This is a genomic window from Streptomyces sp. yr375, from assembly GCF_900110755.1.
In the GTDB taxonomy this organism is placed as follows: domain Bacteria; phylum Actinomycetota; class Actinomycetes; order Streptomycetales; family Streptomycetaceae; genus Streptomyces.
The window spans coordinates 32,495-43,396 of sequence record NZ_FOFF01000064.1; the positions used below are offsets into that span (position 1 = coordinate 32,495).

12 protein-coding genes and 2 pseudogenes are annotated in these 10,902 nt (G+C 68.9%); 6 read left to right on the forward strand and 8 right to left on the reverse strand.

What is annotated here, in order from left to right:
* Positions 1-18: 18 nt before the first annotated feature.
* On the reverse strand, positions 19-1,530 hold the full coding sequence (locus BMZ82_RS36165) for an MFS transporter (protein ID WP_093781639.1): 1,512 nt from the start codon (positions 1,528-1,530) through the stop codon (positions 19-21).
* An 82-nt stretch (positions 1,531-1,612) separates the two neighbouring features.
* Between BMZ82_RS36165 and BMZ82_RS36170 the strand changes: the two genes are divergently transcribed.
* Complete coding sequence (locus BMZ82_RS36170) at positions 1,613-2,314, forward strand: pentapeptide repeat-containing protein (protein WP_177244831.1); 702 nt, start codon at positions 1,613-1,615, stop codon at positions 2,312-2,314.
* A 72-nt stretch (positions 2,315-2,386) separates the two neighbouring features.
* Here the strand turns inward: BMZ82_RS36170 and BMZ82_RS36175 are convergent, their stop codons facing one another.
* Positions 2,387-2,887, reverse strand: a complete 501-nt coding sequence (locus BMZ82_RS36175) for a hypothetical protein (protein WP_093781640.1) — start codon at positions 2,885-2,887, stop codon at positions 2,387-2,389.
* Between the two features lie 58 nt (positions 2,888-2,945).
* Between BMZ82_RS36175 and BMZ82_RS36180 the strand changes: the two genes are divergently transcribed.
* Positions 2,946-4,364 carry a M1 family metallopeptidase gene (locus BMZ82_RS36180; RefSeq protein ID WP_093781641.1) on the forward strand — a complete coding sequence of 473 codons (1,419 nt, stop codon included), beginning with the start codon at positions 2,946-2,948 and terminating at the stop codon, positions 4,362-4,364.
* Between the two features lie 3 nt (positions 4,365-4,367).
* Here BMZ82_RS36180 and BMZ82_RS36185 read toward each other — a convergent pair.
* Together BMZ82_RS36185 and BMZ82_RS36190 are read right to left on the reverse strand one after the other, a co-directional pair.
* Positions 4,368-4,805 (reverse strand): annotated as a pseudogene (locus BMZ82_RS36185) (NUDIX hydrolase); the annotation flags it as partial.
* 90 nt (positions 4,806-4,895) lie between these two features.
* Complete coding sequence (locus BMZ82_RS36190) at positions 4,896-5,267, reverse strand: hypothetical protein (protein WP_093781643.1); 372 nt, start codon at positions 5,265-5,267, stop codon at positions 4,896-4,898.
* Positions 5,268-5,448: 181 nt separating this feature from the next.
* On the opposite strand from BMZ82_RS36190, the gene BMZ82_RS36195 reads away from it, so the two are divergent.
* A complete protein-coding gene (locus BMZ82_RS36195; RefSeq protein WP_093781644.1) occupies positions 5,449-6,345 on the forward strand; it encodes a LysR family transcriptional regulator in 897 nt (298 codons plus the stop codon).
* 54 nt (positions 6,346-6,399) lie between these two features.
* On the opposite strand, the gene BMZ82_RS36200 is transcribed toward BMZ82_RS36195, so the two are convergent.
* Together BMZ82_RS36200 and BMZ82_RS36205 are read right to left on the reverse strand one after the other, a co-directional pair.
* Positions 6,400-7,170 carry an SDR family oxidoreductase gene (locus tag BMZ82_RS36200; RefSeq protein ID WP_093781645.1) on the reverse strand — a complete coding sequence of 257 codons (771 nt, stop codon included), beginning with the start codon at positions 7,168-7,170 and terminating at the stop codon, positions 6,400-6,402.
* A gap of 196 nt (positions 7,171-7,366) precedes the next feature.
* Positions 7,367-7,882, reverse strand: coding sequence for an ATP-binding protein (locus BMZ82_RS36205; protein WP_177244832.1), 516 nt, complete (start codon positions 7,880-7,882; stop codon positions 7,367-7,369).
* Positions 7,883-8,122: 240 nt separating this feature from the next.
* On the opposite strand from BMZ82_RS36205, the gene BMZ82_RS36210 reads away from it, so the two are divergent.
* Both BMZ82_RS36210 and BMZ82_RS36215 read left to right on the forward strand, forming a co-directional pair.
* Positions 8,123-8,974, forward strand: coding sequence for a helix-turn-helix domain-containing protein (locus tag BMZ82_RS36210; protein WP_093781647.1), 852 nt, complete (start codon positions 8,123-8,125; stop codon positions 8,972-8,974).
* Positions 8,971-9,171, forward strand: coding sequence for a DUF397 domain-containing protein (locus BMZ82_RS36215; RefSeq protein ID WP_093781648.1), 201 nt, complete (start codon positions 8,971-8,973; stop codon positions 9,169-9,171). The genes BMZ82_RS36210 and BMZ82_RS36215 overlap by 4 nt, the downstream gene beginning before the upstream one ends.
* 8 nt (positions 9,172-9,179) lie before the next feature.
* Here BMZ82_RS36215 and BMZ82_RS36220 read toward each other — a convergent pair whose 3' ends face one another.
* Positions 9,180-9,791: a DUF5753 domain-containing protein gene (locus BMZ82_RS36220; protein ID WP_093781649.1), complete on the reverse strand. Its 612-nt coding sequence runs from the start codon at positions 9,789-9,791 to the stop codon at positions 9,180-9,182.
* 427 nt (positions 9,792-10,218) lie between these two features.
* Between BMZ82_RS36220 and BMZ82_RS42360 the strand changes: the two are divergent.
* A pseudogene (locus BMZ82_RS42360) lies at positions 10,219-10,533 on the forward strand (hypothetical protein).
* A 55-nt stretch (positions 10,534-10,588) separates the two neighbouring features.
* Here the strand turns inward: BMZ82_RS42360 and BMZ82_RS36230 are convergent.
* Positions 10,589-10,902 (reverse strand): integrase core domain-containing protein (locus BMZ82_RS36230; RefSeq protein WP_177244833.1); only part of this gene is annotated, 314 nt, incomplete at its 5' end.

Consider the following 10,902-nt stretch of genomic DNA (forward strand, 5'->3'; position numbering starts at 1 on the left):
GTGGGTAGGCCGGGGTGGTCAGGTGGCAGGTTCCGGGACGGGTGCCCGGGCCGGGACGTCGTGGCCCGGGGGTTTGGCCGTGACCATCACGCCCGCGACCAGACCGGCCAGGAGCATGATGCCGGCGGCCCACCAGATGGCGACCGTGTAGCCGTGCACCGTGCCCACCGCCGCGATCTGGGCCTTGTGGGCGGCGGTGCCGGGGCCGGTCAGGTGGGCCGCGATGTAGGCGGTGCTGCTGGTGGTGGCGATCGTGTTGAGCAGCGACGTGCCGATGGAACCGCCCACCTGCTGCGAGGTGTTGACGGTGGCGGAGGTGACGCCGGCGTCGTACGGGGCGACCCCGGCGGTGGCCGTGGCGAACACCGGCATGAAGGTCAGCCCCATGCCGAGACCCATCAGGAGCAGCGCGGGCAGGATCTCGGTGGTGTACGACGAGTGCACCGTGATCTGCGTGAGGATCACCATGCCGCCCGACGCGAGGAGCATGCCCGGCACCATCAGCATGCGCGGCGCGACCCGGTTCATCAGCCGCGCCGAGATCTGGGTGGAGCCGGTGATGATCGCGAGGGTGAGGGGGAGGAAGGCGAGGCCCGTGCGCACGGGGGAGTAGCCGAGGATGACCTGGAGGTAGTAGGTCATGAACAGGAACAGGCCGAACATGCCGATGACGGCCAGCCCCATGGTCAGGAAGCAGCCCCCGCGGTTGCGGTCCCTGATGATGTGCAGCGGCAGCAGCGGCACCCGTGCCTTGGTCTGCCACCAGACGAAGACGGCGAGCAGCGCCACCCCGCCCATCAGCAGCCCCAGCACCACCGGATCGCTCCAGCCGCGCGGCTGCGCCTCGCTGAAGCCGTAGACGATCGCGACCAGACCGCCGCAGCCCAGCAGCACGCCGGGCACGTCGAGGCGGGCGCCCGCGTGGCCGGGCCGGTCGTGGAGGAGGGCGAACGCGCCGAGGACGGCCACGATGGCGATGGGCACGTTCACGTAGAGGCACCAGCGCCAGTCCAGGTACTCCGTCAGCAGACCGCCGACGATGAAGCCGAGCGCGGCGCCGCTGCCGGCGAGGGCGCCGTAGATGCCGAAGGCCTTGCCACGTTCCTTGGGGTCGGTGAACGTCGTCGTGAGGAGGCTGAGCGCCGACGGCGCCAGTACGGCGGCGAAGACGCCCTGGAGGGCGCGGGCGCCGAACAGCATGCCCGGGCTGACGGCCGCACCGCCGAGCGCGGACGCGGCGGCGAAGCCGATCAGCCCGAAAACGAACGTGCGCTTGCGCCCCAGCAGGTCGGCGACGCGCCCGCCGAGCAGCAGCAGGCCGCCGAAGGCGAGCGTGTAGGCGGTGATCACCCACTGGCGGTTCGCGTCGGACATGCCCAGGTCCTGTTGCGCGGACGGCAGCGCGATGTTCACGATCGTCGCGTCCAGGACGACCATGAGCTGCGCGAGGGCGATGATCACCAGCCCCCACCAGCGGCGCGGATCGGGTTCGGTGTCGGTGGAGGGTTCACCTGTCCGGGTGACACTCATTGAGACAGAAGACCACGAATCGGCATCAATCGCACCCCCGGCGAGGAGGGGGACTGTCAGTGGTGGGGTGCAGCATGGGGGCATGGCGAGGCGAGCGAGTGTCAGCGGCGGTGGCGGTGGTGGTGCGGTGCGGGCCGTGAAGGGTGCGAAGCGTCCGGAGGTGCGGTTGCCCGCGCTGGAGCAGTACGGGGGCGGGGCGCTGGAGCCGGACGGGGATTACGACGGTGTGGAGTTCCGCGAGCTGGATCTCGCCGGGCAGGACGGCGGGGGCGCCCGTTTCATGGACTGCGCCCTGAGAGGCTGCGCGCTGGACGAGACCCGGCTGCGTCACGCCCGCTTCCTCGACTCCTCCCTCACCGGCATCCGGGGCGTCGGCACGAACCTGGCGGAGGCGACCCTGCGCGACGTCGAGCTGATCGACGCCCGGCTGGGCGGCACGCAGTTGTACGGCGCCGTCCTGGAGCGGGTGGTGATCCGCGGCGGCAAGATCGACTACCTGAACCTGCGCCAGGCACGGCTGCGGGACGTCGTCTTCGAGGCCTGCGTCCTGGTCGAACCGGACTTCGGCGGCGCCCGCCTGGAACGCGTCGAGTTCATCGACTGCGCCCTGAAGTCCGCCGACTTCACCGCGGCGACCCTGACGGACGTCGACCTGCGCGGAGCGACCGAACTGGGCATCGCGGGCGGCGTGGACCGCCTGTCGGGCGCGGTGATCAGCACAGCCCAACTACTGGACCTGGCACCGGTGTTGGCGGGCGAGCTGGGAATCAGGGTGGAGGGCTGAGAAGGGGAGGGGAAAGGGGGAGGCAGAGGGGGGGGAGCTGGAGGTGAGGGGGAGGGGCGGGCGTCCGGGGTGTTACTTCAGGCGGGGGAATTTGGCCTGCAACGTCCAGATCGCCGGGTTCTCCCCCAGGTCGTCGTGCAGGTCGGTCAGGTCGGCGAGGAGGTCGTGCAGGAAGTCGCGGGCCTCGCGGCGGAGTTCGGCGTGGGAGAAGGTGAGCGCGGGCTCCTCCACCCGCATCCAGTCGGCCTCGATGTCCACCCAGCCGAAGCGCCGCTCGAAGAGCATGCGGTCGGTGGACTCGGTGAAGTCCAGTTCGGCGTACTGGGGGCGGGAGGCGCGGGAGCCCGCCGGGTCCTGGTCGATCCGCTCCACGATGTCGCACAGCGCCCACGCGAAGTCCAGCACCGGCACCCATCCCCAGGCTGTGGACACCTCGCGGTCGGCCTTCGTGTCGGCGAGGTAGACGTCGCCGCAGAACAGGTCGTGGCGCAGGGCGCGGACGTCCGCGCGGCGGTAGTCCGTCTGCGGCGGGTCCGGGAAGCGGTTGGAGAGGGCGTAGCCGATATCGAGCACGTAGGCGATGGTGTCACGCCCCCGCGCCCGGCCCCGACGCCGTCATAGGATCGCCGGCATGCCCAGATTCGTACGCCTTGGCCCGCCCGCCGCGCTCCTGGCCTTAGCTTTGACCCTCACCGCGTGCGACAGCTCGAAAGACGGCTCGCGGGACGGTGGTCGGCACGGCGCTTCCGGCCTGGGCGACCGGTACTTCCCGAAGGCGGGCAACGGCGGCTACGACGTCTCCCACTACGGCCTCACCCTCGCCTACACCCCCGACGGCAACCGTCTCACCGGCACCGCCGTCATCACGGCCCGCGCGACCGAGGACCTCACCGCCTTCAACCTGGACCTGGCGGGCATGAAGGTCGAGAAGGTGACCGTCGGGGGCGGTACGGCCGCGTACGACCGGGACGGCCAGGAGCTGACGATCCGCCCGCCCACCCCCCTCCCCAAGGGCACGACCTTCAAGGCCGAGGTCCGCTATTCCGGCAGCCCGCGCACGATCACGGACCCGGACGGCTCGAAGGAGGGCTGGCTGCGCACGGCGGACGGCGCGCTCGCCCTCGGCGAACCGACCGGCTCGATGGCCTGGTTCCCCGGCAACCACCACCCCTCCGACAAGGCGTCGTACGACGTCGAGGTCACGGTCCCGAAGGGCCTGACGGCAGTCTCCAACGGCGAGTTGAAGAGCGAGCGCACGACGGCCGACGGTCGCAGCACCTTCACCTGGCACACGGCGGAGCCGATGGCGAGCTACCTGGCGACCGTCGCGATCGGCCGCTACAAGGTCACCCGTTCCGCCACCACGGACGGCTTGCCGGTGTACGTAGCGGTCGACCCGACCCAGACCGCCGCGAGCAGCAAGGTGCTGGCCCGGCTCCCGGAGATCATGGACTGGGCGGCGGACACCTTCGGCCCGTACCCCTTCTCCTCCACGGGCGCGATCGTCGACCGCCCCGGGGACGCCGGCTACGCCCTGGAGACCCAGAACCGTCCCGTCTACCCCGGCGCCCCCGACCTCGTGACCCTCGTCCACGAGAGCGCGCACCAGTGGTTCGGCGACTCCGTGACGCCGAAGAGCTGGCAGGACATGTGGCTCAACGAGGGCTTCGCGACCTACGCCGAGTGGCTCTGGACGGAGGACGAGGGCGGCGCGACCGCGGAGCAGACGTTCAACGACCTGTACGACCACGGCGAGGACGAGTACGACGACCTGTGGTCCTTCGCACCCGCGAAGCCCACGACCGCCGCCCACATCTCCGACACCCCCGTCTACCTGCGCGGCGCGATGGTGATCCACCGCATCCGCCAGACCGTCGGCGACGACGCCTTCCACGACCTGGTCCAGGGCTGGACCGCCGCCCACCGCCACGCCAACGCGGACACGGCGGCCTTCACGGCGTACGTCGAAAAGGCAGCGCCGGACGCGGACTTCGACGACATCTGGTCGGACTGGCTGTACGGAGCGGCCAAGCCGCCGCGCCGCCCGTGAACCTCACGGCCCGGTGCCCGCCTCCCACTGATCGAGCAGCCGGGCGAGACCGGACGGCCACACCGTCTCGGCCTCCTCGGCGAGCTCCGCGCGCGTCCACCAGCGCCAGCCGAGGATGCCGTCCACGGCGTGGGCGGCCACCAGGTCGTCCCCGGCGGGCTCACGGCGCGGCCCGGCGGTGACGTAGATGTGGTCGTACTGCCGGACGAGGGTGCCGGCGCGCACGAAGTCGTGTTCCCAGGTGCACAGCAGCGGCCCGGGCTCCAGATCCGTCCACCCGGTCTCCTCGCCCAGCTCCCGCAGCGCACCCTCGCGCGGCGACTCCCCGTCCTCCAGCCCACCCCCGGGCAACGCCCAGTGCACGCCGTCCTCGACGTTGTAGTACCGGAAGAGCAGCACGGCCCCGCCGGGATCGACGACAGCCACCCGCCCGGCCTGACGCTCCCGCTTTTCGACCAACTCGACGCCCCCGCCCGTCACCCCACCTGCCCAGCCACTCGCCCGGTCACTCGACCGGCATCTACCCAGCGGTCACCTGGGTACGCTCTCGAAGGGCGGATACCAGGGTTCGTATTCCGGCACCTCGATGTGGGGCATGTGCTGGTGGAAAAGCCCTTCGAGCAGCTCTCGCTGATCCTTGAGGAAGTCGTCCAGCGGAACGCCGCCGCCGGGGACGGGCCCGATCGTCGGGTAGTTCACCGGCTCCGGATTGTCCGCCTCGGCGGCCTTCTTGTCCTCGAAGTCGAGACGGGCGACGCCGCCGTCCTGAACTCCCTGGAAGTAGGCCTGGAGGGTTTCGTCGTCGAGGGGCGCCGGTGCTTGAGCGGTGCACTGGGGCGCTTCCCAGCCGAAAATGAGCCCGGCCAAATACCACTCGTTGACACTCGCGGGCGTAGCACTCATCTTTTCCTCCCGTGAATTGACGCGACAATTCTCCTCCGGTCGACAATCTCCCGCACCCGGAGACGGACGGATGGACGGATGGACGGACCCGGAGTAAACGCGCCGCCTACCGAGTTGCACCACCCATGACGACGATGGACACGATGGGGACGATGGAGATGACGGATGGGGACGGGAGCCGATGAGCCTTCGTCAGTATGAGTACGCCTTGGCCGTCGCCGAACACGGCTCGGTGACGGCGGCGGCGGAGCTGCTGCACGTCGCTCAACCGTCGGTGTCCCAGCAGATCCGCGGCCTGGAGCGGGAACTCGGCGTGAAACTGTTCGCCCGGACCGCGACCGGACTGGTGCCCACCGTGGTCGGCCGCGCGTTCCTGCGGGAGGCGGAGGTCGCGGTGAGCGCGTCGCGGCGGGCGAGGGCGACGGCGCGGGCCGGTGCCGACGAGCTGGTGGGCGAGTTGGTGGTCGCGGTCCAGATGGGCTTCGGCACACGGCAGTTGCCGGGTGCGCTGGGCGTACTGCGCCGCCGCTTCCCCCGGTTGGAGGTCACCGTCTTCGAGGAGCCGAGCTCCGCCGAGCTGGAACGGCTGTGCCGCGGGGGCGTGTTGGACCTCGCGCTGATGGCGGCGTGCCGCCGCACCCCCGCCGACGCCCACCACCTCGGCGACGAGGAGTTCGTCGTGGTGCTGGGCCCCGGACACTGCCAACTCGCCGCCGAACGAGTCGAGTTGCGCGAACTGGCGGGGGAGCCGTGGGTACGCTTCGACCGTGACAGCGCGCTCGACGGCGTACTGCTGAACGTACTGCGGGACAACGACCTGCCCCCGACCACGGCCGCCAGGGTCTCCCAGACGGCAACGGCAGTGCGCTGGGCCGCCCAAGGGCTGGGGGTGACGCTCGTCCCCGCCTCCGCAGTCCCCCACGGTCACGAGCACCTCGTCCGCCCGGTGGCCCCGGCCGTGTCCCAGCCCGTCATCGCCGTACTCCGCCCCGGCGCGGGCCCGGCGGAGACGGCCCTACTCGAACTCCTACGCCAGGAACCCTGGTCCCCACCAGCACAGCGTCCACCTCACCGCTGACGCCCTGAAGCCGTCGGCAGTACTGCTGGCAGCACTACCAGTGATGACGACGCATCAGCCCCTCGGAAATTCCCCACCATCCACGACGAGATTGCTCCCGGTCAGCCAGCTCGCCCGGTCGGACATGAGGAACAGCACCGCGTGGGCGATGTCGTCGGGCTGACCGATGCGCCCCAGCGGCACGATGGTGTCGTTCTCGCCCTGCGTCCGGTCGAGTTGCGCCCACTGCTCCCGCGTCAGTTCGCCGCCGGGCGTGGCGACCCTGCCGGGCGTCACGGTGTTGACCCGGATCCCGAACGGGGCCAACTCCGAGGCCAGTCCCCGGCTGTAGTTCTCCAGCGCCGCCTTCGCCGCCGTGTAGTGCAGGAACGGCGGAGGCGTGACGGGGACGGCGGCCGAGGAGACGTGCACGATCACCCCCGAACGCCGCTCCCGCATCGCCGGTACCAGCAGCGAGTCCAGCCGCACCGAGGCCAGGTAGTTCAGGTCCAACTGGTCCTGCCACTCCTCGTCGGGAATGGCCGAGGTGCTCTCGTACGGCCGCGCCCCACCCGCGTTGTGGACGACGACGTCCACCCCGCCGAGCCTCTCCTGCGCGGCCGTGGCGATCGCCTCCGCTCCGGCCCGCGTCCGCACATCGGCCGCCACGAAGCCGGCCCCCTCCGGCACCGAGCCCGTCGCCGACCTGGCGGTCGTCAGCACGTCGGCCCCCGCGTCCAGGAGTTGGCGCACGATGGCCGCCCCGATCCCACGAGAACCACCCGTGACCAGGGCCCGCTTTCCCACAAACTCTCGCGTGCCGGAACCATTCTCAATCGTGGTCATGCCCGTCCCTTTTCGTTCGCGTATCAGCCCGCTCGACGGAACGAAACAAACGTACGCAGAGCGCGAATCCTCGGAGAATTCGCGGTAAGCACTTCGTCGAAGTCGAGCTGCTTCAAGGTACGTTCGCAAAAGAACGAGAGGCAAAGACGAAATACGAGTAGGAGCTATAGGGGATCCCTATGTCACCCCGCGCAGGTCAGTCGCGGCCGGGCCGGTCAAGAAGCTCGAACCACACATGCTTGCCACCCAGCCCAGCCGCACCGGTCAGATCACTCGGATTACTCGGATCACTCAGGCCGGTCAGACCCGCCAGACTCGACGGATGCGCGGCCCCGACACCCCACGCCGTCGCCATCGCCTCGACGAGCAGCAACCCGCGCCCGCAGTCGCTGTCATGGTCGGGTGCCGGACGGGCCGAAGGAGCCGGGGGCCTGGCCGGCTCGTCGTCGTACACGGCCACCCGCACCCGGTCATGACGGACGACAGCTTCGAGTCGAACGGCCAGGGACCCGGTGTGCCGCCCCACATTCGTCACCAACTCGGACACCAACAGCCCGGCGGTGTCCCGGAGTTCGGGATGCCCGGTCACTTGGAGCAGAAGAGCGACCGTGTCCCGGCAGATCTTGGGGCTGGTGGGGGAGTTGGGGGTGCGGAGGCGGTAGATCTGCGGGGGGTGGGGGAGGTGAGGGGCGGCAGGTGCGGTGGGGTCCATGTCGGGGGCTCCCTCGTTGTTCCGGTGGGTACAGGGTGTTCCGCCCGCACACCGCCATGGCTCGGCCACGCCAACTGGCATGGCTGCACTGTGGGGTTACTGGTGCGTGGTGCGGTACGAGGAAGACAGTAGGGCACAGATATGTGCCGTCGCATAATGATGACGGAACTATCACCCGTGTGGGTGGACCCGTCGGAGTGCGGCGCGGCAGACTGTGTCCGTAAGGCAGGAAGGGAATCGATGCCCCCCAGGAGCAATCCCACGGCGCGGCAGGCGCGGCTGGGCGCGGAGCTGCGCAAGTTGCGTGAGGCGGCAGGGCTGACCACCACCGAGGCGGGTGCGCTGTTGGGCGGGAACCAGGCCCAGATCAGCCACATCGAGGCCGGCCGCTGGGGCGTGAGCGGTGCGCGGGTACGGCAGTTGGCCGTGCACTACGAGGCCTCGAACGCCGAACTGGTCGACGCGCTCTGCGCGATGGCCGAGGAGCGGGGCAAACGGTGGTGGGACGCGTACCGGAGCGTCCTCGCCCCGGGGTTTCTCGACGTCGCCGAACTCGAATTCCGGGCGACGTACCTCAGGTCTCTGCAGACGGTGACGATCCCGGGGCTGCTGCAGACCGAGGAGTACGTGCGGGCCATCCACAGCGACCGCGTCCCGCCGCTTCCGCCCGCAGTGACCGACCTGCGGATCGAGTTCCGGCTGATCCGGAGCCAGGTCCTCGAACGGGACGACCCGCCCCCCTTCGAGGCGTACATCCACGAGGCGGCTCTACGGATGCGGTTCGGCGGCCGCAAGGTCACACAGGCCCAACTCGGCTACTTGCGCCAGGTCTCCGACCGGCCGACGGTGACCGTACGGGTCATCCCTTTCGCGTACGAGGGCTTCATCGAGGCCACCCAACCCGTGCTCTACGCGGGCGGCCCGGTGGGGGAGTTGGACACCGTCCGGCTCGACAGCGCCCTGGGCGGACGCAGCCTGTACGCCGACGCCGCGCTCCGAAAGTACCGCGCACAGTTCGAGGTCGCCGACCGGGCCGCGCTCAGCGCGCAGGAGTCCCTCCGGCTCATTCACAGCATCGAGAGAGAACTATGAACCCGCCTGCCACACCTGAGCCCCGCTGGCAGAAGTCGTCCTTCTCAGGAGTCGACGGCGAGGACTGCGTCGAAGTCACCCACGCAGAACCCCACCTCCTGCTCCGGGAGAGCGACGATCCCACCATCGCGCTCACGCTGTCCCCGCCCGCCCTGCTGTCCCTGATACGCCAAACCAAGGACAAGACCGAGACCTAGCCCAACCCTCACCCCAGGACCAGCAATTCGGCCTCGATCAACTCCCGCGCCTCCTGGCCATAGACAGCCGACCGCTCCAACAGGCCGAAGGCCTTCTCGTAGGTGGAGATGGCATCCACCTCGGTGACGCTGAGGCAGGACGCGTAGGTCTCGACCTCGACCAGTTCTCCGTCGAAGATGGCGAACGAATGCCCTGGATACACGGCGAGTTCCGCCCGCGCGGGAATCACCCCCAGCCTCAAGCCCGGTAGGCTGAACACATCGAGCAGGTGCCTGAGCTGACCCCGCATCACCTCGACGCCGCCCATGTTCGTCCGCAAGGCCTGTTCGTCCAACAGGGTGTGATACGTGCGTCCCCCTTGGCCCATGTACTGGGCGCGGGCCGTGCGGTGAGCGACGCCGTCCTCGACGTCGTCGGGGATGGCGTGGAAGTCGACGACGCGCCGAAGGACGGCCCGTGCGTAGTCCGCGGTCTGGAGATCCCCGTCGATGATGTTGCTGTGGTACGACCGGGTGTCCTTGGTCTCCCGCACAAGTTCCAGAAACGCCCCCTGGACCGCCCCCGTTCCTTCCTGAAGCTGCTCGTCCCACGTCAGGTGTGCGTGCTTGGGCTGCGTCATGGTGGAAGCCTGCCACCGGGCCTCACGTCGCGAACCTCAAAACCGTGCAAGCACATGCAAGTTCGGCGGTTCAGCCACGAGACTCCTTTCATGTCCGGTCTCCGTGCACCTGGCGAACGTGGTGGTCGGCGGGATCGCCACAGCAGGGGATGTGGGGTGCTGTTTCCCGGGCGGTGGCCGGGCCCACTGGCCGAACCCCAAAAGCGCCGTGATCACGGAGGGGCGACACCGCAGACCGCTCAGTGATCATGGCGAACCGCAGTTCGGACGAAGCTCCTCTCGCCACCCTCACCGAGAAAGAACACTTCAAAACGAACGGTGGCGGATGCGCTCGCGCTTCCATGCGCCGCGCTTGCGCCCTCCTGCTGATCGGTCGGGAGGATGAAGTTCGTGCACGTTGGTGCAACTCTCTTCGGCAGAAGCAGCCATGTCCCTGAAGATTCTCGGTATCAGCCCCAACACGCCCACTGACGAGTCTCCGACGATCTGGTTTCACGAGGAGACAAGCGATCTCCTGATCCAGTCGTACAAGGCGACCGAATAAGAAGTTGAAGAGGGCCAGGAAGTCGGTTCGATCCCTGGACATTCCACCGACGTTCCCGACCACGAGACGATCATCAGGCTCCCGGCGTTCATGCTGAAGTACATCCCCCGCCCAGACAACGGCAACGGAGAAACAGCAAGTGCGACCTCCAGCGCGCAACGCCCTGGCGAAGGCCCAACACTTTGCCGTGCAACTTGAGTTGCGCGACAGTGAGGAGCCTCGCGTTTTCCGGACAGGCTTCTGGCCGTTCATTTCACGCGGCGATTCGCAACTTCTCGTACTCGGCGTGGACTTCGTACGGAGGGCGGTAACCCACCGCCGAGTGGAGGCGTTTGCGATTGTACCAGAATTCGATGTAGCGAGTGATGTCCTGTCGGGCGGCCTCGCGGGTCAGGTAAGTCACCCTGGATACGCGCTCGTTCTTCAGGGCGCCGAAGAATGATTCGGCCATGGCGTTGTCGAAGCAGATCCCGGTGCGGCCGGAAGACCTGCGGAGACCGAACCGGTCGAGCGTCTTCCCGAACTCTGCTGACATGTAGTTACTTCCGCGATCGGAGTGAAATATCG

What these genes read in the sequence shown, in the direction of transcription:
- BMZ82_RS36165 (WP_093781639.1), bottom strand. Translation starts at nt 1,530, where the DNA reads ATGAGTGTCACCCGGACAGGTGAACCCTCCACCGACACCGAACCCGAT.
- BMZ82_RS36170 (WP_177244831.1), top strand. Translation starts at nt 1,613, where the DNA reads ATGGCGAGGCGAGCGAGTGTCAGCGGCGGTGGCGGTGGTGGTGCGGTG.
- BMZ82_RS36180 (WP_093781641.1), top strand. Translation starts at nt 2,946, where the DNA reads ATGCCCAGATTCGTACGCCTTGGCCCGCCCGCCGCGCTCCTGGCCTTA.
- BMZ82_RS36190 (WP_093781643.1), bottom strand. Translation starts at nt 5,267, where the DNA reads ATGAGTGCTACGCCCGCGAGTGTCAACGAGTGGTATTTGGCCGGGCTC.
- BMZ82_RS36195 (WP_093781644.1), top strand. Translation starts at nt 5,449, where the DNA reads ATGAGCCTTCGTCAGTATGAGTACGCCTTGGCCGTCGCCGAACACGGC.
- BMZ82_RS36200 (WP_093781645.1), bottom strand. Translation starts at nt 7,170, where the DNA reads ATGACCACGATTGAGAATGGTTCCGGCACGCGAGAGTTTGTGGGAAAG.
- BMZ82_RS36205 (WP_177244832.1), bottom strand. Translation starts at nt 7,882, where the DNA reads ATGGACCCCACCGCACCTGCCGCCCCTCACCTCCCCCACCCCCCGCAG.
- BMZ82_RS36210 (WP_093781647.1), top strand. Translation starts at nt 8,123, where the DNA reads ATGCCCCCCAGGAGCAATCCCACGGCGCGGCAGGCGCGGCTGGGCGCG.
- BMZ82_RS36215 (WP_093781648.1), top strand. Translation starts at nt 8,971, where the DNA reads ATGAACCCGCCTGCCACACCTGAGCCCCGCTGGCAGAAGTCGTCCTTC.
- BMZ82_RS36220 (WP_093781649.1), bottom strand. Translation starts at nt 9,791, where the DNA reads ATGACGCAGCCCAAGCACGCACACCTGACGTGGGACGAGCAGCTTCAG.